Source organism: Vasconcelosia minhoensis LEGE 07310, assembly GCF_015207255.1.
Taxonomy (GTDB): domain Bacteria; phylum Cyanobacteriota; class Cyanobacteriia; order Phormidesmidales; family Phormidesmidaceae; genus Vasconcelosia; species Vasconcelosia minhoensis.
In genome coordinates this window covers 1-24,275 of sequence record NZ_JADEXG010000036.1, presented here as the reverse complement: position 1 = coordinate 24,275, position 24,275 = coordinate 1, and the positions used below count along the sequence as shown (strand labels likewise).

Sequence of the window (24,275 nt, the reverse complement as noted above, 5' to 3'; positions counted from 1 at the left end):
CGGTCTCCTTTGCATTCAGGCTGATTTATCTTCAATGGGAACAACTGAAGGAAAGTATGGAATGCTAGAGTATAAAAGAGCAAGTACGAACATTATTGAAACATAGGTACAAAATTGTAACTAAGGAGCTAGCCCAGTGGGAAAGTGCGTTTCAGACTATGGCTGCTCAGTGGAAGCTGCCCTCGACGTGATTGGCGGCAAGTGGAAGGGCGTTGTTCTATACCATCTGCTCGAAGGCAAAAGGCGGTTTGGTGAGCTGCAAAGGCTGATGCCGGGCGTAACGCGGCGAATGCTGACGCTCAGCCTGAGAGAATTGGAGGAAGAAGGTATTGTCCACCGCGAGGTTTACAAGCAGGTACCGCCCAAGGTGGAGTATTCACTGACCGAATACGGGCGAACGCTTGAGCCAATCATTCTGAGCTTGCGAACTTGGGGAGAGATCTATATGCAAAAGCTAAAGCGCTCTGAGGAGAACGCTTTAGCTGCTCAGGCTAAATAATCAGATTCAAATCGCCGAACTCATGCCAGAGATATCGGCGCTGAACCGCTTCGCTATAGGCAGACTATCAACTGCTGATGGAGCACAAGCCGCTGACCGCCGAGTTTGTGAAAATTCTGATAAATCAGGTGATGCAGGGGATAGAAAAGCAGTAAGGCAAGGCTGGATGAGTGCGCGATCGCGGATCCAGCCCGTCAGCGAAAACTGCAACTTGGTCTAAACCGTTCTCGCGACGAGTTTCCTTTTATATATTAAGATTTCCTGTCCCCGATATTGGGATGAGCGCTCAGGCTCTCAGACTCCCGGGCCAACGCTCCTGAAAACCATTCAGCCAAATATTTGTCTTCGATTAAACAGTTTTATCAAAAACCGTTAGTTCAGTTATAGTCATTGTAGGCACTCCTTACTGTACTTTGCTGTAAGAGCTTACCAGCATTGCCAATAAGCACATATTTAGACGCCAAAAATTTTGAGATTATCCATTGGCCTCTAGACAGAGATCTGCACTCAAAGCGGTAGAAGTAGCGGAGTTGACTTTACACTGGTGATGGCCACGATCTGCAAACTGACCATATGGGTATGCACCAGTCCAACTCCAAAAATTGGCACCAGAGAACGACTGTCAGAGTAGCAGTGCTCTTGCTCCTGCCGCTAATTGCCGTTGGCCTTTTTCTCTGGACTACTCGAATTGCCGTGAGGAAACCCGCGACACAGGTAAATCCAGCGGAACTTTCGCTTGTTCCATAGAGCGAGGCAGTCTGAGTCAGTTTACAGCTTAAAAAAGCCAGCTCCAAAAAACAGCCAGCTCAAAAATTAGGATGTCTTCTGACCAAAAAGCGCCGCTGCGAGTTGTTGGGCTTTTAATGCAGATACCTGGCATGATGGCCCTTGCGTCGCTGCCAATTTGCCTATTTTTTACTGAATACTACGCCATTCTACCTTTTCTGCTGACCGCGGCGGTTTCAGTTGGCATGGGGCAGCTGCTGTTTTGGCGCTTTCGCCAGGAGAAGGCCATTCGCTATCGGCAAACGTTGCTAGTCGTTGCCCTGAGCTGGGCCGTTATTTTTGCGATTGGTACGCTTCCCTACTGGCTCATTGCCCTGTCGTTAGACGGCGATACTGCCGCCACTATTTCAGCCTTCCGAGATGTTTGGAATGCACTGTTTGAGTCAATTTCTGGGTTTACGAGTACGGGTCTAAGCATGGCCCGAGACGCCAGCCAGCTACCGCACTGCCTGCAGTGGTGGCGCTCGTTTACCCAATGGGTTGGCGGCATCGGTCTGGTTGTTCTCACCCTATCTGTCCTGGAACCTAGCAGTAACGTACAGCACCTCTATTCAGCCGAGACCCGAGAAGAGCGGCTAGCGCCCACACTCCGGGAAACCGCCCAAGAAATCTGGAAAATCTATTTACTCTACACCGGAGCGAGTATCCTGCTGCTAGCCCTAGCTGGAATGCCCCCTTGGGCCGCTCTCAATCACGGGCTAGCCGCGATCGCGACGGGCGGATTTGACATTACGGGTAGCAGTTTCCAAACTTATCCACCGGGGGTACAGCTTGCGGCTGTGCCCATTATGATTGCCGGGGCGATTAGCTTTGCAGCTCATGCTCAGGTTTTGCGGCGGGGACAGGTCGCCGCTCTGTGGGAAGATATGCGCCACCGAGCACTATGGCTTCTACTGGTTATTGGAACACTTTTTTTGCTGCTTGAGCAGCGCTGGTATGCAGGGCAATGGCTCTGGATTGACAGCCTATTTCAGTGGACTTCTGCGCTAACGACCTGTGGCTTTGCCGTAGTTCAAGAGCAGACCTGGAGCCCCACTGCCAAGGCATGGATGACAACAGCCATGATTCTAGGGGCAGTGTCTGGCTCCACCGTTGGCGGGCTCAAGCTAGACCGGGTCGTAGTCTTATATCAGGCGGTGGTCTGGTACCTGCGCCTAATCTACCGGGAATCGCCCGAAGAGCTGCGCTACGAGCTCAATGGCCGCGCCCTGTCAGAGCAGGAGGCCCATCGGCAGCTTAAGTCAGCCGCCGTTTTAGCCGCGCTCTGGCTAATCGCGCTGGGCGTGGGTACGACGCTGTTATTCCATACCATTGATACTCGCTATTCTCTGATTGATGCGCTGTTTGAATGTGCTTCCGCATTGGGGACATCGGGCCTATCGGTCGGAATTACCGGTCCCGATCTCTTCTGGCTAGGGAAGCTAACGCTGATGCTGCTGATGTGGATGGGACGACTAGAAATTGTCGCCGTGCTGGTTTTATTTTCCTGGCTGGCTCAGCTGCTGCAGCGCTGACAGCAGCCTTTAGCGGCTTCAGATGATGCCGCTAAACCGAGCCTGCTGAAACGGTTGGCAGGACAAAGACGAGTCTTGCAGCGCTATTTCTTGGCCATCTACCCAAACCTGCTGCGGCGTTATCCCATGCATTTGGAGCTGGATCCTTGCGTAAGGGAACGGATAGTCTCCCTGCCTTGTCCACAGCAGTTTTAACTCGCAACCCTGTCGAATCAGCTGAAACCGGTCGGTACGAGATTTTCCATAGCCTTCGCCAGCATCGCTGTACAAAACGCTCTCACGCTCGTTTTCCACCTTTGGGGGATAGATATGCAGAATCAGCTGCTGCTGATCTTCCATCGGTAGAACGGTACCGGCTTTAACCAAGACAGGAATTTGCTCGAGCGGAGCAGCCCGTTGAACCGTTTGTTCCCCCATCAGAACCTCATCGGTCCAAAAGTCGTACCATTGCCCTGCCGGTAGGGCAATCGCGCGTTCTCGGGCCGCTTCATGGAAAACCGGACAGACTAGCAGCGCGTCCCCAAGGTAAAAAGCATCTTCGGTATCCCAGTGCGATCGCCCCTGCCCAGCGTGCCAAAAGAGCGGCCTAACCAGGGGGTATCCTCGCTCTGCAGCCTCCCAGGCCAAAGTATAGAGGTAGGGCATGAGTTGGTAGCGCAGCTGCAAAAAGCGGCGGATGATACTCAGGTAAGGTTCACCATAGGTCCAGGGTGCGCGAGGCATCGCACTGGTGGCGCAGTGGGTACGATAAAACGCTAGAAAAGTTGAGAGCTGAAACCAGCGCAGGTAGAGCTCTGCTGAGGGATTTCCCAAAAATCCCCCGATATCAGGGCCGCTATAGGGAATCCCCGAAAGCCCTAGCCCAATGACAGTCGATAGGGTTTGGCGGAGGGCAGCCCAAGTGGAAACGATATCGCCCGTCCAGGTCCAAGCGTAGCGCTGCAGCCCAGCCCAGCCTGAGCGGGAAACGACAAAGGGGCGCTGCTGCGGGCGATACTGCCTGAGGCTGTCATAGGCCGCTTTTGTTTCCAGCAGGCCATAGACATTGTGAGCCTCGCGATGGTCTCCGCCGCGGCCTTCTAAACTATGCTGAGCGACCTCGGGTAGGGTAGGGTCGCCCCATGAGACAAACGCAGCGGGCTCATTCATATCGTTCCAGAAACCAGCAATGCCTACGTCTAGCAGATAGGCAAACTGCTGACTCCACCAGGCCCGCACCTGAGGATCGGTAAAGTCAGGAAAGACCGTCCGCCCGGCCCAAACTGGGGCAACCACCAAATCGCCGTTGGGATAGGTACAAAATGCCTCCAGCACCTGACCTTCCAAAAAAAGATTGCTCTGGCGGCTGTAGCGAATGCCAGGATTATTAATCGCAATCAGCCTGACACCGGACTTGGCTAGCTGCTGCGTAAACTGCCGTAGCTGGGGAAAGCGTTTGGGATCGATGGTGAAAGAGCGACTGTTGACCTGACAGTCGATATCCAAATGGAGGGCGCTTAGCGGCAGATCATGGGCCTGAAACTGCTCGACCTCGGCTTGTACCGTAGAGGCCGTACGGAATCCCCAGCGAGACTGGTGGTAGCCGAGTGCCCAGCGAGACGGTAGCGGGGCTCGACCTGTGAGCCGGGTATATCGCTCTATCAGCTGGGATGGGGAACCAATGGCGATATAGTAGCGCAGCGTTCCGCCAGCAAAGGCAATATCAGCAAAGTGATGTTCTGACTTTTGGCAAGTAACCGTAAACTCACCCCGAAAGGTGTTTTCGTAAAAAGCCAGGTAGCTACCCCGGTCGTGCAGCCCGATATAAACCGGAATGCAGATATACATCGGATCGGTGCCGGGGCGATAGATATTGCCCGGGTCGTAATTCCACATGCCGTAGGTTTTGGTCGCTTGCGACTCGGCTTGAACCGTCCGCAGATTGAGGGCCGCAGACCGTTCTCCCAGACCATAAATTCGCTCTTCAGGGCAGAGGTTAACCCGGTGTCCCCAACCCTCTCCCTGTCGCTGAGGGGGCTGCTCTGTTCTCAAGCAGCGACCCGCCCCGTCGTAAAACAGCAGGCTGCCGTCTGAGCTCACTTCGACCTTCAAGGCTTCACTGGTTAAGCACCAGCCGTTCTCCGCTTCATCCAAATGGACTGCTACTGAGTCCCATTGGTCACAGGCGATGGCATAGGGCACCGGCAGATGGCCTGGAGACCAAGTCATGCGCACAAAGTTAGCCGCGAGAAAGTCAATCTCTAGGTCGGCATGGTTAAAGTAAAAATGGGCCCCGCGTTCGGTAGCACGGATCTGCCGCAGCTGACCAGGCCGCATTACGGTATTTGAGGATAGCGGAGGTAAATCCTGGCGATTGGCGCGATCTCGCTTCAGCGAATACCAAAGAGCTGCCGGCATATACTGTAGAAAGAACAGCGACTTCAGCACTGTTCTTACCGATCGCAAAAGCTGTTTGAAGAAAACCATAGGATCTAGAAGCGGCTAGGATAAAATTGACCTGGTCGTGCTGACGTTTAATCAGTCTGTGGGCTGATTTTGAAATAGAAATGAGCTGCGATTGTAGAAAAAACATTTCGATATTTGCATGTCCTTTTCTCCCACACTGGCGCTCAATCACTGGCTGGTATCTCTCGGAAAAAGGCCCACATACGTTGTCGGTCTCGATTCTGCAACCGTTCAGCTGGAGGCAACCGCCAAGTTTTTGCAGGGAAAAGCCCACCGCGTAGGGGGTCCCTTCCCGGCCCTAGCTGCTCTCCTTGCAGATGCTGCAAGCTATCTACCGAGTCGGATAGACGAAGCAATGGCGACCTGGTCGGGCTGGGCCGACGCCTCATCGCCCCGCGTCCTCAGCCAAGTTCGCTCTGAGACCATGGCCCGCTGGGTCGTCAACCAGTATCCCCAGCGCCAATATCCGGCTGCGATGATTGGCGCGTCGAACGGTGCCGCGACCCATCTATGCGCGGCTCTAGGGATTCCCTGGCTGCCCCAAACGCTGCTGACCTGCGTTCGGCACTCAGTCGATAAGGATGAGCCGGTCAGAGAACTAGCCTGGGGCAAAAAGTCTGTTCGGCCCCTGCTACGGCATAATCCTGACCTTTTGGCTTATCAAATGCACGATCCTAATCAAGATCGGCTCAAGGTAGGTCGAGTCAGCTATTTTCGGCTCAAGCGTCGTCGGCTAGGCCCTAGCTTTGAGCAGTTTTTGCAGGACCGACTAGTGCCAGGAGGCACCCTTTTTCTCCTAGATTGTCAATATACCTGGCTATCGACCCAGGCCGACAATCGCCATTACTTCCAGGTAGGAGGAAAAGGAAAGCTTTCACCAGAAGACTATTTGCAGCCCAGTCAGCAGGTGGCGGACTTTCTAAAGCGGCGCGGTTCTCGCCATCGTCAGTGGCAGTCTCCCCTGGCCCATGGTCGCTGGCCAGAAGCTGAGTGGGGCTTTGATCCTGAGCTCAGAGGTGATGTGGAACGATTTGCTCAACAGCATGGCTTTCAAGTCTGTTGGATTACTTTTTCTGATCCCCAGGATCTGAGTCCCCTGGTTGCCAACCTCTACCGCTGGTGGTACCAGCAGCGCGGCTTACCCAGCGGTAGACTGTTGTCTGAGTCGTTTGTATATCTTCAGCCCTGGTGGGTACTGCGCTTAGGGCTAGTCCCCTTTTGGGCCGTATTCAACGATCAGACCTCTCTAGAGCGCTTGACGAAATACTTAGAGGCTGCTCCGCCTTACGATGAGGTCTACGCTACTTTATTCTCAAACGGCTTATATTCCTTGGGAATCGCTTCAATCGAACAGTGGCAAACGATTTTTGACCGAGCGAACCAGCATGGCCAATTTATTGGCGTCAACGAGCGTGCATACCCTCGGGACAATGCCTCCTTCGTTCGCCATTACACAGACTTAAAAAGCTTTAAGCAGCGCTATCCCCTACCCAATCCGCTGACGCTATCCCAGCTCAGCGAATTTTTAGCCCAGACGAATAACCATTACGGGGTTCAGTGGACTCAACTTTAGCTGTCAAGGGGCGTTATGCTGGGGTATAGGCTCAGTATTTTGATGAGGGCTCTCTCCGATGGCGATCGCAGCGAATCAGCCCATAACGCTTGAATCGTATCTAGACTATGACGACGGTACAGATACCCGCTATGAGCTGATGGATGGAATACTCGTCGAGCTGGGAGCCGAAAGCGAAATCAATGTCCTGATTGAAGGGTATCTTTTCTCCATCTTTCTGAACTTCTTGCCTCACTATTGCATTCGTCGAGGAACTGAAATCGAGGTGTCAGCGAAGCGGGCCAATACTCGATATCCAGACCTGATGGTCCTAAGCGAATCGGGGGTAGCAGCTTATTCACAACGATTACGTCAGGACATAGTGGGTTGAAACCCTTCAGCTTAATAGCTTACAGTTAGCCTAACTAACTTTTCGCCGACGACTCAAGAGGAATAGCCCCATGCCGATGAACGTAGCGCAGAAGCTGATCCAGTCTCACCTGGTTTCTGGCGAAATGCTTCCAGGCAAGGAGATTGGGCTGAAGATTGACCAGTCGCTGACTCAGGATGCGACCGGCACGATGGTCATGCTGGAGCTGGAGGCGATGGGGCTAGACCGAGCGCGGACGGAGCTGTCGGCGCAGTATGTCGATCACAATTTGCTCCAGACTGATTTTAAGAACGCCGACGACCATCTGTTTCTGCGGTCGGCCTGTCAGCGCTTTGGCATCTGGTATAGCCGAGCCGGTAACGGCATCAGCCATGTGGTGCATATGGAACGCTTCGGCATTCCGGGGAAGACGCTGATTGGCTCCGACAGCCATACGCCCGCTGCCGGTTCGATGGCGATGCTAGCGTTTGGGGCCGGGGGGCTGGATGTAGCCCTGGCGATTGCGGGTGAACCGATGGCCGTCCAGATGCCGCAGATCCTCGGCGTCAAGCTCACCGGTCAGCTGCCGGACTGGGTCAGTGCCAAAGATGTCGTTTTGGAAATGCTGCGCCGCTACGATGTAGACGGCTGCCGCGGCATGATCATCGAATACTACGGACCGGGGCTGGAAAACCTGAGCGCCATGGATCGCCATGTGATTGCCAATATGGGCACCGAGATGGGCGCAACCTCGACCATTTTCCCCTCAGACCCAACCTTGCGTCAGTTTCTCAAGGCCCAGGGTCGCGAGTCAGCCTGGTCAGAAATCATCGCCGATCCTGGAGCCGAGTATGACCGCCATGAAGAGATCCAGCTCGACCAGCTAGAGCCGCTGATTGCCTGCCCCAGCAGCCCCGGCAATGTGGTGCCAGTGCGGGAAGTGGCGGGCCGTGAGGTGAATCAGGTGGTGATTGGCTCGTCAGCGAATCCGGGGCTGCGCGACTTTTGGATTGTCGGGGCGATTGTTAAAGACCGGGTGGCCAGCGATCGCGTTTCCTTCGACATCAATCCCACCAGCCGCCAGGTAGTGGAAAACTTTGCCCCCATGCCGGAGTTTCTGTCCCTGATGCACGCCGGGGCACGCTTTCACCAGGCGGGCTGTCTCGGCTGCATCGGCATGGGTCAGGCCCCCGCCTCCAATCAAATTTCGCTACGCACCATGCCGCGCAACTTCCCGGGCCGCTCCGGTACCGCCGACGACCAGGTCTATCTATGCAGCCCCGAAACGGCAGCAGCGGCAGCGCTGACCGGAGAAATCACCGACCCGCGCCAGCTGGAGAAGCTATACGACATGAGCTATCCCCAGTACCAGAATCCGGCTGATGTTCGGGTCAATACCGATATGCTGGTTGCGCCGTCAGAGGACGGTAGCTCGGTCGAGCTGGAAAAAGGGCCGAATATCAAATCCTTCCCCGAGTTTGAGCCATTGCCCGATGCCTTCTCCGTGCCGGTGCTGCTGAAAGTCGGTGACAATGTTTCGACCGATGAAATTATGCCCGCCGGGTCTCGCGTCCTGCCCTTCCGCAGCAATATTCCCGGCATCAGCGACTTTGTTTACTATCAGGTAGACGAGACCTTTACCGACCGCGCCAAAACGGCAAAAGAGAAATCTGGGGGTCATGTGATTGTGGCGGGTGATAACTACGCCCAGGGGTCGAGTCGGGAACATGCCGCGATCGCGCCCCGCTATCTGGGTCAGGTCGCCGTTTTAGCCAAGTCCTACGCCCGCATCGGCTGGCAAAACCTGGTCAACTTCGGCGTTATGCCGCTGGAGTTTGCCAACCCAGAAGACTATGACAGCATCGACGCTGGGGACGAGCTGGCGATTGAAGGACTGCGAATCGCCGTTGAGCAGGACAAACCGGTTACGGTTAAAAATGTCACGAAGTCGCAGACCTATGAAATGACCGAGCACTTAAGCGATCGCCAAAAACAGGTGATGCTCTCAGGCGGATTGATCAATCATTTCAAGTCAAAGCTGACCTAGGGGATGAGCCCCTATTGATTTAGCCTAGCGGGTCTCAGCCAGGGAATGGAAGCTAAACGCAGACTTCACCATGGCCCAAGCAGTTACAGGTTCTGGTATTTTCCGGTCCTGCCACTGGTCTGGCTGGCAATAGAGAAACTCCACTAGCTGTCGTTCCTCCTCTGCAGAAAGATTGATGAATTTTGTACCCAGTAACCATCCTTTCTTAGACCGGACTGGCCTCCGTGTCAGCTCCACATTGAAGGAGGCCTGACTTAACTCAGAGCTTGAATCGCTAAATCTCAATCTTCCTTGGGGCGGCAGCTGGTCCGGGAATTTAAGCTGCGGCAGGGTGATAGCAGCCCCGCCTTCAGACAAATCCACCGTCTCAGCGGACAGGGAAAAACTTTCGAACTGAAGTTCACAAGCTAAACTGTGCCGGAAGCGGGTATGGCAACGCTTTGGTACATCGATCGCGGCCAGGATGGAAATTTGCAGCAAAATAATATTGTAAAAGGTCCAAAACAAATTTACTCGCAGCGCCCCTGGGCCAAACGTGAACCATCCTGAATTGACGATGCCGTTTAACATTCCCAACAAAGACAGGGCAAGTAACCCCAGCAAAGGGCCAACGAGTCGCCAGTTAATCTGAATCTGCTCGGAAACTACCCCTTTTGGGGTGGTTTTGAAGCCCTCGCTGAAAGGATTAATCAGGGTTTGGAAGACCGTTAAGGTCATCGGTACGCAGAGAATGGTCTCATAAATGTCTGACCAGAAGGCAGATCGCCTACCTTTGGTTATCCAGGAGAAGGCTAGAATAACCCCTAGATAGTGGGGAACAAAAAAGTAAAGCAGGCCACCTACTGTGGCCCTTAACGGCACCAGCTGAAAGAGTAAATAGGCCAGGGGGATCAGTAAAAAAACCAGTCGCGGCAGGGATAAAAACCAGTAGAGCAAGCCCGTCCCGTGGGTTAATCGCTGGATGAAACTTAAGCCTTTGAGCGTAAAAAGATTCGCGTCTGTGAAAATAGATTGGATGGTTCCCCTGCCCCAGCGCAAACGCTGGTTAATATAGGCACCAATGCTTTCCGGGGCCAAGCCAGCAGACAGTCCTTCATTTAAGTACTTGAGACGATATCCCAAAGACTGTAGCTTGAGCGAAATCAAGAAATCTTCAGTGATGCTAGCCGTTGGGATTCCACCCATTTGATCCAGGGCATTTCGCCGGACTACGAAACTAGAACCAGCGCAAATAATGGCATTGACAACATCTCGGCTAGGCTGGACATGCCTGAAGAACAGCGCTTGTTCATTGGTGAGGATGCCCTGAAGCCCCAAATCTTTTACAATTGGACCATCGTTATAAAAGGTCTGGGGAGTCTGAACCAGGGCAACCTGAGGATTCTGGAAAAAACCGACTGTGCGGGTCAGGAAATTCCGAGTTGGAACAAAATCAGCGTCAAATATGGTAACTAAGTCTCCCTCAAGGTAGGGCAACGCATGGTTGATATTCCCTGCCTTAGCATGGCGGTTGTCAGGGCGATCAAGATAAAAGCACCCCAGCTCCTGAGACAGATAGCGGATAGAGTGACGACGAGTATCGTCCAAAAGATAAATACGTTTATGCGGATAGTCTAGAGCTTGGCAGCCGATAATTGTGCGTCGGAGCACTGCCACTGGTTCATTATAGGTGGGGATCAAAATATCTACCCATGGCAGAAAAATTCCATCTAGGACTGCCTTTTGTAAGCGATCAGCTTCTGAGGAACGGTCAATACTAGGGATTGTCAAGATGAAAAAGGCAATCGTATTGGTAAAGTTGACCAGCTCCATGAAAAACAGCAGAAGGCTCAGGCTGCCATTGAGGGGATCATCCAGGTTCAAGGTACTAAACATCCGCCAGAGCAGATACCGTCCTCCTAAGAAAATCAGGCTGCCAGAAACAAGAATCCTCGACCAGACCGAAGCTGAAGGAGAAAGGAGCTGCGTTGCCAGTAGGCAAGCAGCCAGGATAAAGGATGGCAGGAGCAGAGATTGCCATGAGTTTCCTGGAGCAATAAAAACAAACGTTCCCCATCGCCAGAAGCTAGCGAATTTAGCCAGAATATTTAGCCAGAACTCCTGAGTCAGCCAGATTACCGTTAGGCTGGTTCCCAGTAGGAATACCAGACCTTCAAACCAGCGAAACAAGTTAAATCTGCTCAAAAGAACAACCCCTGCCCCTCTGAGAAAGTCACTTCTACGCTCCGGCCAATGCCGCAGAACTCAGCAGGGGCCTTAATTGGATTATCTATGGAGAGGCGAACAGCTACCTCCCGTCTGACCTGATCCGGTGGAGGAACGGCTGACTCTTGACCCGGGGAAACTCGTCCGACCCCTGCCCGAATTCTCTGCACGCTGCCGGAAAAAGTACTGTTGCCAGCTAAGAGTTTAATCTGAGCCGGAGTCCCGATGGAAAGTTCTTCAATCTCGTTCTCAGGGAAGAATGCCTCTACCCAGGTCTCGCTACATTGAACTACTCGGAAAATGGTATCGCCTGCTGAAAGAGTAGTGCCCTGGGAGCTGGGTGGGTTCTCGACCGACCATACCACACCTGTGGTTGGCATCTTAACTGCGGCACGGGTTTGTAATTGAAATTGCTGGTCGGCTGTTCCCAGCTCTGATTTTTGCTGCTCCTGTTGGGTCTTTAATGCTTTGAGCTGAAGCTGTAGGTCAGCAATTTCGGTTTGAAGCTCCTGGCGACGAACCTGAGGATAGCTGAAGCTATTGCCCCCTTCGAGCGACAGACCAGCCTTTGCCGCGGCTAGGTCCGCTCTGGCCTGAGCCAGCTGGGCCTGACTGGCATCGACGATTTCCTGGGCTATTTGAGCTTCAGTATCTTCTTCCTCAACTCGATTCCGAGAGACGGCTCCTGCGGCTCCCAGTTGCCGATAGCGCTGTGCTTCTCGCTGGGTAAACTCAGCCGTTTTCTGTGCTTGCTGTAGCTGATTGAAGCGGCGGTTGACCTGAGCCTGAGCGGACTCGACCTGCAGCGCATTCTCTTGGTTTGACTTGTGAGCGACTTTTTGCAGAGACTGTTGTCGATTTTCAATCTTGATCTGGATATTTTCAAGCTGCTTCTCAGTTTGCTGAACTTGCGATCGCAGCTGCTGCTGTGTCGTTGCCAGCTGTGGATCTGCTCTTATATTTTCAATCCTGCCAATCGTAGTCCCCGCCTGAATGCTCTTTCCCGGAGTTAGCTCTAAATCTTGATTAGAAATCTTGAAAGTTCCAGTAATCGGAGCCCGAACTGGGATAATAATGCCGTTGATGTAGGCCTGGCTACTGGTTGTTTTTCGATAGTTATCCCAGAGAAGATAGCCGATTATTGCAATCAAGCCAAGCCCGAAGACTAAGCGAATTGCTCTGAAAATAAATTGACGAGTTTCAAACTCTGTTCCCTCTTCCTCATGGGGTAACGGCTGCTGCTTATACTCAAGCTTCATCGGTAACGTCACTCCCCCTGCCCAAACCACTGAGTCTCAGGAAAATGCTTACAGATGAAACCTTTTCCCTGCTTTATAGTGTCAAAAATTTAGCAGATCACACCTGCGCAATTTAACGGATCTTGAACCGGGCAGAGTAGAATATTAAGAGGCGATTACAATGAAGTCCCTGTTGCAGGGTGAGGATTCTAACTTCCAACCCAGGAAGGGGGCGCAACGGAGGATGTCAATAGCCTTAGTCAGCCGGAAGTTCCTCCGTAGGAGTGTCGCCTGTTGATTCGGTTTCGGCAGCGTTAGGGAGCAGCAGATCGTCGATTCCTTCAGTGTTGTCGAGCTCGCGCAAAATGGCCGGGCTGGAAGGTTCCTCTCTCCGAAAAATAGCGTCCAAAGCCTGATTGAGGGTTTCGGCCATGGCAATTCGGTTTTCATAGGCAACAATTACGCGGGCCAGGATTGGCAGTCGGTTTTGCTCAGCTTCCAAATAGAGCGGCTCGACATAGAGCAGCGACTGCTCAATCGGAATCACCAGCAGATTTCCCTGGTTGGCCCGCGAGCCCTGGGTATCCCACAGCGAGATGCGCTGAGAAATCTGCGGGTCCTGATTGATTCGGGCCTCAATCTGCTCTGGCCCAAACACCAGCTCCTGCTTGGGAAAGCGGTAGAGCAGCTGGCGACCATACTGCTCGCCGTCGGAGCGGGCCGCTAGCCAGGCAATCAGGTTATTCCGCTGGGCTGGGGTAAAGGGCCGCAGCAGCACAAACTCACCCGATTCGTTTCCGGGCAGTTCCATAATCAGATAGTAGGGCTCCACCACCTGAGATTCGTTAGCGTAGATTTCGGTCGGGGCGCGCCACTGGTCTTCCCGGTTATAAAAAACCTGCGGGTCGGTCATGTGATAGGTCAGGAGCTGGTTCGACTGAATTAGCGAAAAATCCTGCGGGTAGCGAATATGGGCCAGCAGCGCATCGGGCATGGCCGCCAGCGGCTGAAACAGGTTGGGAAAAATGCTGGCCCAGGTGCGAATGATCGGGTCGGACTCGTCGGCGACGTAAAATTGAACCGTTCCCTGGTAGGCATCGACGACCACCTTAATCGAGTTGCGGATGTAGTTAAACGGATTTTCTCCGGGGTCGGCGTAGGGATAGCGATCGCTAGTCGTATAGGCATCGATCATCCAATACAGATAGTTCGCCTCATCGGTCGCAACAGCCTCCCCTGTCTCATCCTCGGGCGCAGTCCGGGGTGCAAAATTTCCCTCGGCATCGGCGACGACCAGATAGGGATCGCCATCGAACTGCAGAAAGGGCGCAATCTGGTTCACGCGCTCTCGAATACTGCGGCGGTAGAGCAGCTGGGTATTGGGGGTAAAGTCTTCCGTCAATAGCATCTTCCAGTCGGCCAGATGCTTGGCAAACAGCAGCCGTCGCCAGAACGTGCCAATCCCAATCCCACCCTGCCCGGCATAGGTGGTATAGATATTGTCACTGCCGCTGGGATAGTCTAGCTCCTGCACCTTGGTCGAGGTCATGATGTAGGTATTCGTCAGCTCACCAAAATAGAGCCGCGGTGCCCCCACGGGAATGCTTTGCGCTACGACGGGAGAGCTAGGCGTATGAGCAATGTCTTTAATAAAATAGTCGGGCAGCCCCCCCGCTCCAGCCGTGTTCACCGGGCTGATCGTAAAGCCGTAGCCGTGGGTGTAGATTAGGTGCTCATTCACCCAGGTTTTGGCAATGTCGGGGACCCGCTCATAGTTCAGCTCGCGAGCCGAAATCAAAACCTGACGGCGATCGCTCGGGCCTTCATCCCGGATCAGGGTATAGCGATCGACATCGGCATCGGCAAATTCGTAATACAGCCGAATCTGCTGGAGCTGTCGATTGGATTCCAGCAGCGGTCGCGTGTCCCAAACGCGAATATTGCGGATGGTCAGGTCATTGTCCTCTAGGTCAGCGGCGGTCAGACCGCCCTGGGGGTCAAACTCCTCAGTTTGGATATTGGAGAGGTCAAAGGCAGCTCGGGTAAAGGCAATGGTGCGCTCAATGTAGGGCCGCTCTCGCACCAGCTCATTCGGCTGCACCACCAGCCGCTGTACCAGCCAGGGGGCTGCCGTATTGCCGACCAGGGCAAAGGTGAGATAGATCATGACCGCGCCGATCAGCGGGCGCGATCGCAGCGGCTGCTTGCGCGGATTCTGCGACCAGAAAACGGTACGCCACAGCAGCGCCACCGCTAGCCCCAGGGCAATCAGGCAGAGCCCCGTATTCACCGGCAGATCGACATGAATATCGGTATAGCTAGCGCCGTAGGTAACGCCCTGCTCGGAATAGAGCAGCTCGTAGCGGGTCAGCCAGTGATTGAAGGCCGTCGCCAGTAGCAGTAGCCCGCCCAGCCCGTACAGATGGCGCTGCTGAGCGGAGGAAAAGCCAATAAACCGGCCCTGACTGAGGCTATTGCCCGCCAACAGATAGAGCAGCGCCACCGCCGCCAGCGAAAACAGCAGCAGCCCCGATAGCCAGAACTCCAGCAGCTCCAAAACCGGCAGTCGAAAAATATAAAAGCTAATATCGCGACCAAAGACCGGGTCGGCGGTCTCAAAGGCAGTCGGGTTAAAGGCGGGCAGCACCCGCGACCACTGCTCCGCCATCAGCAGACTAAAGCTAACGCTCAGTACCCAGGCGCTGAGCGGCACAAAAACGCCGGGGCGGATCAGCAGCGAGATCGCGACGGCAATCACAATTGCCCCCTGCCAGGGCTGGGCCACCAGCTGCTGAATAATTTGCCAGACTGACTGAGCATTCAGCCAGAGCGGCAGCGGCGGCAGTGCACTGGAAACCTGCGGCAGCTCCCACCGCGCGATCGCAATCTGACCATGGTAGATCAGCACCAGCCCGATCAGCAGCCCCAGCCCCAGCCCCAGCGGCAGCAGCCACCGCAGCCCTAGCCCCGAACGCAGACTAGCCTGATTCGGCAGCACGCAGTAGCGGTTAAACTGGAGCCGCTGCGCCAGCCGCAAATTTGCCAGCGCAATTGCCAAACTGCCCAAAAAAGCCAGCCCGCCCAGCCCCGCCTGCATTCGCACCCGCAGCCCATAGGCATAGAAATAGTCCAGGTCTTGAAACCACAGCCCCTCAGCCCAGAGATAGGTGAGGATGTGGCCCAGAGTGAGAAGACCAAGCGAGATCGCAATCCAGCGCCCGTAGGCAACCCGTCGCCGGGGCCGATCCCAAGCCTCAGCCATACCCTCTACCCTCCACCCATTCCATCACTCCCCTACTCCCCACTCTAACCCCGAGTCCAGAAATCCGTGATTTGGTAGCCTAGATCCGCTAGCATTTGCCGCAGCAGAGGCAGGCTGAGGCCAATCACGTTTGTATGACAGCCCTCCAGCTTTTCGACAAACAGGCTGCCCCGACCGTCGGTCGTAAAGGCCCCGGCACAGCAGATCGGCTCGCCCGTCGCTACATAGGCTTCAATCTCAGCGTCTGACACCTGGGCGAAATGAACTCGGGTAACATCATACTGAATTCGCGTGATGCCGCCGGGGGCAATTAGGGCGTGGCCGGTATAGAGTTCGCCGAAATGGCCGCGCATCTTCTGCCAACGCCGAATCGCCTCCTCGTTGGATTCGGGCTTGCCATAGACCTCGCCGTTAAACGCAAAGACCGAGTCGCAGCCCAGCACCAGCGACTGGGAAAACTGTGGCGCTACCAGCTCAGCCTTGGCCCGGGCCAGAGCCTTCACCAGCTCAGGCGGGTAGCGAATCTGAATCAGGTCTTCATCAAAGCCGCTGGCGTAGACAAAAGGCTGGATCCCTGCGGCAATCAGCAGCTGTCGGCGGGCGGGGGAAGCGGAAGCAAGAACAAATTGGGGAAGCATGGGCGGTCAGTTCGGCGGGTAAAATCCGAATCAGTCCGATCAATTCTAGTGTCTATCTTGACTAATAGACCGAGAAAGAAGCCACCGACTGCTTAACCAGATTTTTCATCTTATCCCAGCGGCTTTCGGGCACAGAAGCATTAAACGTGTACAGCTGCCCCCGCCTGACAATCACGCTAGCCAAGTTATGACGAATCCCCGAAGGCACATCGGCAATATATTCCAGAACGTAGTAGAGCTTATCTTCGACGCTAAAGGACTGGGCGTTGACCAGCTCCACATTGCGATCGTCATCGGTGAGGGAGGTAATACTTTTAGAAAGCTTGTAGCCCACTTCAGTCGGAGTACCCAGGTCTTGCAGGGTCTTCCCTTCAGACACCGGACTGATAATTACGCTGACGTTTTCGCTAGGATTAATGATGTCGTGAAAAACAGCATCGGGGCCGTTGTCAATCTCGACCGGTACCCAGCCCATGGGGTACAAAAACTCATAGCCCTCATAGCTATCGTTATAGGCCTGTAGGCCGCCAGCAGACGAGATACAGCCCTGCAAGCCCAGCGCTAGAACAATCAAAAACAGCGCCGCAAAACGTTTCAGCATAGTCAATTTCCTGGCTCCATCGGTCTATCCCCTATTCTCCCAATTTTTGTGAAAATTTCCAAACCCAGCACTTCACCCACGATCCCCTACTCTTTACTCTTTACCCCATCACCCGCTCACTCCCCTACTCTTCCTTTTACTCTCTACCCCCCACCCGGCTTTCGAAAAAACACCAAATGCTGCTGCGGCAGCCGCTCATCCGTCTTTTCCCAAACCAGGCCCGCCGCCGTCAGCTCACGTTTCACCTGCTGTTCCGACATTTTGTGGTGCCGCTTAATCAAAATGAGTGGATTCTCAGCCCGATATTCTGCCAGCACCACCCGCCCGCCCGGCTTCAGAGCATGGACAATACCCGCCATCATCTCGCGCGGATAGGCAAACTCGTGGTAGGCGTCTACCATCACCGCCAGGTCAACGCTGTCGGCGGGCAGGTGCGGGTCGTCCGGCGTTCCTAAAACGGTTTCGACATTCTCAATCTGGCGCTGGTCTCGGGCCGCCTCTAGCCGGGCCAGCATCTCTGGCTGAATATCCACCGCTAAAATTTTGCCCTGGGGCACATAGGGCGCGAGTAAAAAGCTGATGTAGCCGCTGCCCGCACCGATGTCGGCGACGGTATCAGTGGGCCGGAGGTCGAGCGCCGCTGCCGCCGCGTCGGGCCGCTCATCCAATTCGCGGCTGGGCCGCTCCAGCCAGGCCGCTCCCCGATGCCCCATCACGTCGGAGATTTCTCGACCGTAGTAGAGCTTGCCAATACCGTCTGAGCTTGGGCTCTGGGTATGGTAGTGACCATCGGCTGGAGCGTCCGTTTCCAGAGTGCTACAGCCTGCCAGGCTAACCGCAAAGCAGAGCAGTAGCGCCAAGATTGGCCGGGACAGTGACATGTGAGATCGCGCCCATCCGCTTGGGGCCGCCTCCCCAACCAGCCTAACCCAGATCTATTTTTAGATGCATTTCAACGGGTAAGTGATACATGCTCTGGGGGCAGCCGCGCATTCGCGCTCAACCCCAGCCTGCCCATTGTGCCCAAATTGGGCGAGCAGACACGGTTTAATCTCTGGGTTAATCTTTGACAGCAGGCGTCTGGGCCAGGTTTTTGGGCTGGGTTTCGATACACTGAGGGCTAAAAGACGAGGTTCTAAGGCCGCTATGGCAGATCCGCGAATTGTCTCTCTGATCCCCAGCGCCACGGAGATTGTGGCGCAGCTTGGGCTGGGTCAATATCTGGTGGGCCGCTCCCATGAATGCGACTTTCCAGCTCAGGTGCAGGCTCTGCCGGTCTGCACTGAGCCGAATTTTGAGCCGGTCGGCAGCAGTGCCGAAATTCACCAGCGGGTGAGCGACCTGCTCCAGTCAGCGCTCAGTATCTACAAGATCAAAACCGACATACTGGCCCAGCTCCAGCCGACGCACATCGTCACCCAGGCCCAGTGTGAGGTCTGCGCCGTCAGCCTGAGTGAGGTAGAGGCCGCCGTGGCTGAGCTCACCCAGGTCAAAGCTCAGATTATTTCGCTCCAGCCCGCGACGCTGGCCGATGTCTGGGACGATATGCGCCGGGTAGCTGAGCAGATTTCGCCCGAAAAGAATGAAAAGGAGAAGCTGGCAGAGGCCGCGATCGCGCCCCTCCAGGCCCGAGTGCAAACCTGCCGCCAGCGGTTTGCCAGCCTTACCCACCCGCCGACGGTGGCCTGTATCGAATGGACCGATCCGCTGATGGGAGCGGGCAACTGGATTCCTGAACTGGTGACGCTGGCAGGCGGTCGAGCTCTGTTTGGCGAAGTCGGCCAGCATTCAGACTGGCTCAGCTGGCCCGACCTGCTCGCTGCCAACCCCGATGTGATTATCGTCATGCCCTGCGGCTACGACTTGACCCAGACTCGCCAGGCCACCCAGGCTCTCTGTCAAAATTCATCTTGGCCCAAGCTCCAGGCTGTCCAACAGGGCCGGGTCTACCTCACCGATGGCAATCAGTATTTCAACCGCCCCGGCCCGCGCCTGGTCGATTCGCTAGAAATTTTGGCAGAGGTCCTGCGTCCCAACCTGACTCAGCCCCGGTACAAGACGGTAGGCTGGGAGCCGTTTGTGAGTGCTGAAATCACTGCTGACTCAGCTTTGCCATAGACCGTTTGAGAAACTCGATGAAGATTCGAACCTTGAGCGGCACATAGGCGCGAGAGGGATAGACCAGCCAGGCTGCGGTCGAGAAATCGGTTGCGGCTACGCGGTATTGAGGAAAAAGGTTGACGAGACTACCCGCCTGCAAATCATCGTCGATTAGCCAGTTCGGCAGTAGTGCCAGCCCCATCCCATCGATCGCCCAGGGCAGCGGCGATGACAACATTACGGGCATTGCCAAGCAGTTTATACCTCAGCGCGACGTCAGGTGAGAATTCAATCCGGTAAAGCCGTTTATTTAACCACTTAAAAATTGTGAACTGTTGGTAAATCAGCCCTCAGGGACAATTGACCGATTTCTGTTTGCCGATAGGATGGGGCAAAGGAGAGATGGCTCAGCATTCTGATTGCTCTGCTGCCACCGGCACTGTGACCTCAACCCTAACCGCCACTACGGCCTCGCCCCAGCGGCTGACTGACTGCGTTGGGCAAACCTTTATCATTGCCTACCGCGAACCGACCGACCGGCTGACGGCAGCGCTCGACCAGACAGGCTGCCAGAGTGAGGTGCTACGACAGGTGCACCAGCCTGGATATGAAACCTACTCGCGCAGCTTTCTGTGCCTGCTCAACCACTGTCAGGCCTGGCAGCGAGCCCTCCAATCCGACCGGCCGACGCTGATTGTCGAGGCCGACTTTGTCCCCGTTGTCGGCTTTGGCCTACTGCCGCCGCCCTTCGATCCGGCGGATTCTGATTTGGGTATCGCCTGGCTCTATACCTGCGCTCCCCAGGTCTACAGCATTACCGAACAGGGCTATGCCCGGGGCTACTCAACCTCGATGGTTGCCTATGTGGTCACGGCGCAAAGTGCCCAGCTTTTGCTAGACCTAGCCGCTGCGGTAGAGTACGACCCCGGCCCGACCGCCTATTCACCCTGGGATTCGGGGATTGACTACTATTTGCGCGATCGCGGCCTGCACAACTATGTCCCCTTCCGCAACTACGGTGAACACGGCGGCCTGCCCAATCCCGAGCACAAAGCTAACCAGCTCAGCAAAGCCCACCGGGCCGACGTGCTCTACGGCAGACTGGCCTTTTCCCCTCTTTATGCCCAGCGTGACGAAACCCAACCCGAGCAGCATTCCCCAGTCCACTGGTGGAAAGAACGCGGTTACGGTCGAATCAAAGGGTTGGGCCGACTGCTGCTGGGCAAATACCTGCGCGGCCCTGTCCTCAAATCTTCAGGACAGCCCATCCGCCTCCTACGCTTCGCCATCGGACGGCATTTGACCTTCTAAAACCACCCGATCACTCGATCACTCCATCACCCACCCCGAGCCAACCCCTCCAACGCCTCACCCGACAGCCGACACCCCGTCCACTCCTCCTTCAGCTCTGCCCCCATCTGCTGATAGAACCGAATCGCGGGCTCGTTCCAATCCAAAACGCTCCACTCAAATCGGCCACAGTCCTGTTCCAAAGCATAGCGAGCCAGGTATTGAAAAATGGCGCGGCCAATGCCCTGACGTCGGTACTCAGGCAGCACAAACAGGTCTTCCAGATAAATCCCCGGTTTCATTAAAAAGGTCGAAAAATTGTAGAAATACAGGGCAAATCCGGCGGGCTCCCCGCCGCTCAGAGCCAGGACCGCTTCAGCATAGGGGCGCGGACCAAACAGATGTCGCTCTAGCGCCTCGGGCGTTCCAGTCACCTCATGAGAAAGCTTTTCATACTCAGCCAGCGCTTTGACCAATTTCCACAGCGTCGCTACATCTGCGGGCTGAGCCGGACGAATCTGAATTTGCGTCATCTCTAACTCGAGTGAGCCTGGGCTGAAACTGCCTCGGTATCGCTGCTGCTCGGCAGTTCTAGACAGTAGCCTGCGCCGTAGACTGTCTTGATGAACTTGGGGCGACGCGGTTCAGGTTCTAGCTTCGTGCGCAGGTGGCGAACATGGACGCGAATTGTCTCGATATCGTCGTTGGGGTCGTAGCCCCATACTTCCTTGAGGATTTCGCTGGGAGAAACGGTTTGGCCATGGCGCTGGAGCAGGCAGTGGAGCAGCTCAAACTCTAGGTGAGTTAGCTTCACTGTGCGGTCAAACCAGATCGCCTCAAACCGCTCAGGTACAAGCGTCAGTGGGCCATAGTCGAGAATCTCGCTATGCTTCGCCGCCTGGGGAATGCGGTCAGTCCGGCGCAGCAGCGCTCGCACCCGAACCAGCATTTCCTCAAGCTCAAACGGTTTGGTCAAATAGTCGTCGGCCCCGGCGTTGAAGCCGTTCACTTTATTTTGAGTTTGGCCTAGCGCCGTCAGCATAATCACCGGGATGTCTGCGGTGCGGCTATCGCGCCGGAGCCGCTGGCAGACCGTAAAGCCGTCTACCTTAGGCAGCATCAGATCGAGCATGATTAGGTCGGGGATCAGCTGGACCGCTAATGCCTGACCCTTTACCCCGTCACTGGCCTGGCTGACGTCGTATCCGGCCATCTCCAGGTTGATGGCTACTAGCTCGGCAATCGCCGGATCGTCATCAATCACAAGGATACGAGGCATCTTAAAATTAGGTTGTCAAATTAGGTTATCAATTTTGTAGGCTTAAGTCAGAACCTGTTGACCGGCTGAATCAAGGCTCCAAAGTGGGTCTGACCTGGTAATAGCTTAAGATTTTCTTCAAATTATAGCAAGATAGCCAGACTGGCAAGCGACTATACCTAGCATCTATGCTGCGTCACGGCGGCTCAGCCCGCACAACTTAGCCAATCGACAAAAACTCCCCAGGTAGGATTCGAACCTACGACCAATCGATTAACAGTCGACCGCTCTACCACTGAGCTACTGAGGAACGCGTATCCCATAGTACCCAAAAGGGAATTGATTTGACAAGGCAATTCTTCAACCGAACCCGAACCGGGCCTAGTCGGGCAGCCCCATCCGCAGCTGCCGTAGCCGGGACTGAGCCTCTGGGTCAAGCGAGCCTAGCAGCCGCCCGGCCCGACCCTTAGATGACTTTTGCCGTCGCCGCACTCGCCCCATCGCCAGCATCAGCTCACGCTGCAGCTGCGTCGCCGACATCCACTCTGCCCCGTAGCCAATCACGGTTTGGCGATGTACTCGGTCAGAGGTGGCGACGATCAGCCGCTGACGAAATTTCCGCGAGTCATGCCGAAACTGAGCGCAGGCCCGCTCGATGTAGCTGTCTGCCGTTTGGCCGAAATGGGTATAGTGAACCGACAGCTGCGGTGTGACGGCTTCCTGACTGGAGGCGGTAGGCTGAGCGTAGGCATCAAACACCAGCCAGGTTTCAAAGCCCTTAAAGGCACTGTAGTTGGCCAAGTCCTCGGTCAGCTGCTGTCGCGCCGCCTCATAGCCTTTTTCAGCTTTCAAGCTCACGAGCTCAGGCCAGGCACCAACGATGTTATAGCCATCGACAAGAAGAATTGCTGAAGACGGTGACCGAGCCATAGCGATCTCTAGATGAGAGGGATGGGCCAGATTAGAAAAGCACTAACAGAAGCATAGTCTAGCCAATATAGTTTAACGGGTTGCTGAGTTCTGTGCCCTAAGCAGCAAAATGAGTCAGGCCCCCAGCAGCTTTTGTTTAATCCGCTGGGGATCGCCTTGCTCTATGACATGTCCGCCTGCCAGCAGAAAGGCGCGATCGCAGTAATCTAGCTCCAGCAGCCGATGGGTCACCCACAGCGCCGTCAGCCCGCGTGTCTTGACCAGCTCCTGCACCTGCTTTACTAGGGCAATCTGGCTGTCCGGATCGAGCAGCGCCGTCGGTTCGTCCAGCAGCAGAATCTGGCACTGCTGGGCGATTGCACCCGCGATCGCCACTCGTTGCTTCTGGCCGCCGCTGAGGGCATAGATGGGGCGACGCTGGAAATGCTCTAGATGAACTGCCGCGAGGGCGGAAAGTACTCGCTGCCGCACTTGGGAAAAGGGCAGCTGCTCTGCCACCAGCCCAAAGGCCACATCGGCCCCAACCGTCGGCATCACTAACTGATGGTCAGGGTTCTGGAAGACGAACCCGACTCGTCCCTGGAGCTGAATTTGGCCTGACTGCCGGTCGAGCAGCCCGGCTAGAATCCGCAGCAGTGTAGACTTGCCGCTGCCATTACTGCCCAGGAGCATGCCAAATTCTCCTGGGTTAACCGTCAGCGAGCAGTGCTGGAGCACGGTATCCCCTGAAGGCCAGCTAAATCCCAAGTCATTGACCGCGATCGCGGCTGTAGCCTGTTCTCCAGCCCCTAACGAGCTGGCCGAGCTGGCCATCGCAGCCTACTCTGCCGCCAGCGCAAAGAAGCCAGGCGCTTTGCCCGAAGCGGTAGTGCTACCAGACTTCTCATAAACTTGGACGGCGGCGAGTTCGCTGACCAGTACCGCCAGCTTTTTGTCGGGCTGCTTATCGCAGGTCAGCTCCACCATCACGGGCGAGCCGGAATTCAGAGCTTTGGAAATTTCGCCATAGGCAGCCTCGGCGGCTTCGGCAGTCTGCTTTTGAATCGAAAGCGGTAGGGCCGTATGCTTTAGCGTGAGCTCGAGAATGTACATGAGGCAGTAAGTTGACGGTAAATATTATTGATTAGAAGGATAGAAACAGACTATGTCGGCTCCATGCCCGGCTTTCAGTATGGCAAATTTAGCTCCATTCCCGCAGCGGCCAACCGAAATCGCTGAAATCTACCCTTCGGCAGATCTTAAAATATTTGGATCGACCCTGCGGTTTCGATAAAAATGTTCATATAATGAGAGCTACGGTAAAGTTTAGTAAACCTACTCTCACTTTTTAACGGTCAGGCATTATTTTATCTGTCCTTTAAATGTAGAGTCAGGCTTTTTCCGTTCTTATAGATAACATTGGAGATTTGCTCTATGACCATAGCAATGGGAAGAGCGCGAGCGAGTCGGGGATGGTTCGACATCCTGGACGACTGGCTAAAGCGCGACCGATTTGTCTTCGTAGGCTGGTCTGGTTTGCTGTTGTTTCCCTGCGCCTATC

The 24,275-nt window shown here is 55.0% G+C and carries 20 protein-coding genes, 1 tRNA gene and 1 pseudogene; 8 read left to right on the top strand and 14 right to left on the bottom strand.

From position 1 onward, the window contains the following. Positions 1–136 precede the first annotated feature (136 nt). Together IQ241_RS15120 and IQ241_RS15115 are read left to right on the top strand one after the other, a co-directional pair. Entirely contained in the window at positions 137–499 is a 363-nt protein-coding gene (locus IQ241_RS15120; protein ID WP_193908610.1) for a winged helix-turn-helix transcriptional regulator, read from the top strand. Between the two features lie 818 nt (positions 500–1,317). Continuing rightward, complete coding sequence (locus tag IQ241_RS15115) at positions 1,318–2,799, top strand: TrkH family potassium uptake protein (protein ID WP_228021745.1); 1,482 nt, start codon at positions 1,318–1,320, stop codon at positions 2,797–2,799. A gap of 18 nt (positions 2,800–2,817) precedes the next feature. Here IQ241_RS15115 and IQ241_RS15110 read toward each other — a convergent pair whose 3' ends face one another. Beyond that, positions 2,818–5,265: a glycoside hydrolase family 31 protein gene (locus IQ241_RS15110; protein ID WP_193908608.1), complete on the bottom strand. Its 2,448-nt coding sequence runs from the start codon at positions 5,263–5,265 to the stop codon at positions 2,818–2,820. Between the two features lie 118 nt (positions 5,266–5,383). Between IQ241_RS15110 and IQ241_RS15105 the strand changes: the two genes are divergently transcribed. The 3 genes from IQ241_RS15105 (at position 5,384) to IQ241_RS15095 (ending at position 9,213) form a co-directional block, all read left to right on the top strand. Next, positions 5,384–6,817 carry a hypothetical protein gene (locus IQ241_RS15105; protein WP_193908606.1) on the top strand — a complete coding sequence of 478 codons (1,434 nt, stop codon included), beginning with the start codon at positions 5,384–5,386 and terminating at the stop codon, positions 6,815–6,817. A 58-nt stretch (positions 6,818–6,875) separates the two neighbouring features. Further along, the gene (locus IQ241_RS15100) at positions 6,876–7,187 is read left to right on the top strand and encodes a Uma2 family endonuclease (protein WP_193908604.1); all 312 of its coding nucleotides are present in this window, start codon (positions 6,876–6,878) and stop codon (positions 7,185–7,187) included. A 70-nt stretch (positions 7,188–7,257) separates the two neighbouring features. Beyond that, positions 7,258–9,213, top strand: a complete 1,956-nt coding sequence (locus IQ241_RS15095) for an aconitate hydratase (RefSeq protein ID WP_193908602.1) — start codon at positions 7,258–7,260, stop codon at positions 9,211–9,213. Between the two features lie 24 nt (positions 9,214–9,237). Here the strand turns inward: IQ241_RS15095 and IQ241_RS15090 are convergent, their stop codons facing one another. From IQ241_RS15090 to IQ241_RS15065, 6 genes are all read right to left on the bottom strand, one after another. Beyond that, a complete protein-coding gene (locus IQ241_RS15090) occupies positions 9,238–11,382 on the bottom strand; it encodes a glycosyltransferase family 2 protein (protein ID WP_193908600.1) in 2,145 nt (714 codons plus the stop codon). An 11-nt stretch (positions 11,383–11,393) separates the two neighbouring features. Next, positions 11,394–12,677, bottom strand: a complete 1,284-nt coding sequence (locus IQ241_RS15085) for an HlyD family secretion protein (RefSeq protein ID WP_193908599.1) — start codon at positions 12,675–12,677, stop codon at positions 11,394–11,396. A gap of 235 nt (positions 12,678–12,912) precedes the next feature. Beyond that, positions 12,913–15,918: a UPF0182 family protein gene (locus tag IQ241_RS15080; protein WP_193908597.1), complete on the bottom strand. Its 3,006-nt coding sequence runs from the start codon at positions 15,916–15,918 to the stop codon at positions 12,913–12,915. Between the two features lie 44 nt (positions 15,919–15,962). Next, complete coding sequence (locus tag IQ241_RS15075; RefSeq protein WP_193908595.1) at positions 15,963–16,556, bottom strand: Maf family protein; 594 nt, start codon at positions 16,554–16,556, stop codon at positions 15,963–15,965. 61 nt (positions 16,557–16,617) lie between these two features. After that, positions 16,618–17,157 carry a photosystem II reaction center PsbP gene (gene psbP / locus IQ241_RS15070; protein WP_193908593.1) on the bottom strand — a complete coding sequence of 180 codons (540 nt, stop codon included), beginning with the start codon at positions 17,155–17,157 and terminating at the stop codon, positions 16,618–16,620. A 143-nt stretch (positions 17,158–17,300) separates the two neighbouring features. Continuing rightward, entirely contained in the window at positions 17,301–18,038 is a 738-nt protein-coding gene (locus tag IQ241_RS15065; protein ID WP_193908591.1) for a class I SAM-dependent methyltransferase, read from the bottom strand. A gap of 265 nt (positions 18,039–18,303) precedes the next feature. Between IQ241_RS15065 and IQ241_RS15060 the strand changes: the two genes are divergently transcribed. Next, positions 18,304–19,275, top strand: coding sequence for a cobalamin-binding protein (locus tag IQ241_RS15060; protein ID WP_193908589.1), 972 nt, complete (start codon positions 18,304–18,306; stop codon positions 19,273–19,275). Here IQ241_RS15060 and IQ241_RS15055 read toward each other — a convergent pair. Beyond that, the gene (locus tag IQ241_RS15055; RefSeq protein WP_193908587.1) at positions 19,250–19,504 is read right to left on the bottom strand and encodes a LysR substrate-binding domain-containing protein; all 255 of its coding nucleotides are present in this window, start codon (positions 19,502–19,504) and stop codon (positions 19,250–19,252) included. The genes IQ241_RS15060 and IQ241_RS15055 overlap by 26 nt on opposite strands. A gap of 155 nt (positions 19,505–19,659) precedes the next feature. Between IQ241_RS15055 and IQ241_RS15050 the strand changes: the two genes are divergently transcribed. Continuing rightward, positions 19,660–20,568, top strand: a complete 909-nt coding sequence (locus IQ241_RS15050; protein WP_228021744.1) for an LPS biosynthesis glycosyltransferase — start codon at positions 19,660–19,662, stop codon at positions 20,566–20,568. Positions 20,569–20,594: 26 nt separating this feature from the next. On the opposite strand, the gene IQ241_RS15045 is transcribed toward IQ241_RS15050, so the two are convergent. The 6 genes from IQ241_RS15045 to IQ241_RS15020 form a co-directional block, all read right to left on the bottom strand. Next, positions 20,595–21,080 carry a GNAT family N-acetyltransferase gene (locus IQ241_RS15045; RefSeq protein ID WP_193908585.1) on the bottom strand — a complete coding sequence of 162 codons (486 nt, stop codon included), beginning with the start codon at positions 21,078–21,080 and terminating at the stop codon, positions 20,595–20,597. 2 nt (positions 21,081–21,082) lie between these two features. Then, positions 21,083–21,826, bottom strand: a complete 744-nt coding sequence (locus IQ241_RS15040) for a response regulator transcription factor (RefSeq protein WP_193908584.1) — start codon at positions 21,824–21,826, stop codon at positions 21,083–21,085. A 217-nt stretch (positions 21,827–22,043) separates the two neighbouring features. Continuing rightward, positions 22,044–22,115, bottom strand: a tRNA-Asn gene (locus IQ241_RS15035). A 71-nt stretch (positions 22,116–22,186) separates the two neighbouring features. Beyond that, entirely contained in the window at positions 22,187–22,735 is a 549-nt protein-coding gene (locus tag IQ241_RS15030; RefSeq protein ID WP_193908583.1) for an NYN domain-containing protein, read from the bottom strand. Between the two features lie 114 nt (positions 22,736–22,849). Beyond that, positions 22,850–23,548 (bottom strand): energy-coupling factor ABC transporter ATP-binding protein, encoded by a 699-nt coding sequence (locus tag IQ241_RS15025; protein WP_193908582.1) that lies wholly within the window; start codon positions 23,546–23,548, stop codon positions 22,850–22,852. Between the two features lie 6 nt (positions 23,549–23,554). Then, positions 23,555–23,827 (bottom strand): hypothetical protein, encoded by a 273-nt coding sequence (locus tag IQ241_RS15020; RefSeq protein WP_193908581.1) that lies wholly within the window; start codon positions 23,825–23,827, stop codon positions 23,555–23,557. Between the two features lie 321 nt (positions 23,828–24,148). On the opposite strand from IQ241_RS15020, the pseudogene IQ241_RS15015 reads away from it, so the two are divergent. After that, positions 24,149–24,275: pseudogene (locus IQ241_RS15015) on the top strand (photosystem II D2 protein (photosystem q(a) protein)); the annotation flags it as partial.

What these genes read in the sequence shown, in the direction of transcription:
- IQ241_RS15115 (WP_228021745.1), top strand. Translation starts at nt 1,318, where the DNA reads ATGTCTTCTGACCAAAAAGCGCCGCTGCGAGTTGTTGGGCTTTTAATG.
- IQ241_RS15110 (WP_193908608.1), bottom strand. Translation starts at nt 5,265, where the DNA reads ATGGTTTTCTTCAAACAGCTTTTGCGATCGGTAAGAACAGTGCTGAAG.
- IQ241_RS15105 (WP_193908606.1), top strand. Translation starts at nt 5,384, where the DNA reads ATGTCCTTTTCTCCCACACTGGCGCTCAATCACTGGCTGGTATCTCTC.
- IQ241_RS15100 (WP_193908604.1), top strand. Translation starts at nt 6,876, where the DNA reads ATGGCGATCGCAGCGAATCAGCCCATAACGCTTGAATCGTATCTAGAC.
- IQ241_RS15095 (WP_193908602.1), top strand. Translation starts at nt 7,258, where the DNA reads ATGCCGATGAACGTAGCGCAGAAGCTGATCCAGTCTCACCTGGTTTCT.
- IQ241_RS15085 (WP_193908599.1), bottom strand. Translation starts at nt 12,677, where the DNA reads ATGAAGCTTGAGTATAAGCAGCAGCCGTTACCCCATGAGGAAGAGGGA.
- IQ241_RS15080 (WP_193908597.1), bottom strand. Translation starts at nt 15,918, where the DNA reads ATGGCTGAGGCTTGGGATCGGCCCCGGCGACGGGTTGCCTACGGGCGC.
- IQ241_RS15075 (WP_193908595.1), bottom strand. Translation starts at nt 16,556, where the DNA reads ATGCTTCCCCAATTTGTTCTTGCTTCCGCTTCCCCCGCCCGCCGACAG.
- psbP (WP_193908593.1), bottom strand. Translation starts at nt 17,157, where the DNA reads ATGCTGAAACGTTTTGCGGCGCTGTTTTTGATTGTTCTAGCGCTGGGC.
- IQ241_RS15065 (WP_193908591.1), bottom strand. Translation starts at nt 18,038, where the DNA reads ATGTCACTGTCCCGGCCAATCTTGGCGCTACTGCTCTGCTTTGCGGTT.
- IQ241_RS15060 (WP_193908589.1), top strand. Translation starts at nt 18,304, where the DNA reads ATGGCAGATCCGCGAATTGTCTCTCTGATCCCCAGCGCCACGGAGATT.
- IQ241_RS15055 (WP_193908587.1), bottom strand. Translation starts at nt 19,504, where the DNA reads ATGCCCGTAATGTTGTCATCGCCGCTGCCCTGGGCGATCGATGGGATG.
- IQ241_RS15050 (WP_228021744.1), top strand. Translation starts at nt 19,660, where the DNA reads ATGGCTCAGCATTCTGATTGCTCTGCTGCCACCGGCACTGTGACCTCA.
- IQ241_RS15045 (WP_193908585.1), bottom strand. Translation starts at nt 21,080, where the DNA reads ATGACGCAAATTCAGATTCGTCCGGCTCAGCCCGCAGATGTAGCGACG.
- IQ241_RS15040 (WP_193908584.1), bottom strand. Translation starts at nt 21,826, where the DNA reads ATGCCTCGTATCCTTGTGATTGATGACGATCCGGCGATTGCCGAGCTA.
- IQ241_RS15030 (WP_193908583.1), bottom strand. Translation starts at nt 22,735, where the DNA reads ATGGCTCGGTCACCGTCTTCAGCAATTCTTCTTGTCGATGGCTATAAC.
- IQ241_RS15025 (WP_193908582.1), bottom strand. Translation starts at nt 23,548, where the DNA reads ATGGCCAGCTCGGCCAGCTCGTTAGGGGCTGGAGAACAGGCTACAGCC.
- IQ241_RS15020 (WP_193908581.1), bottom strand. Translation starts at nt 23,827, where the DNA reads ATGTACATTCTCGAGCTCACGCTAAAGCATACGGCCCTACCGCTTTCG.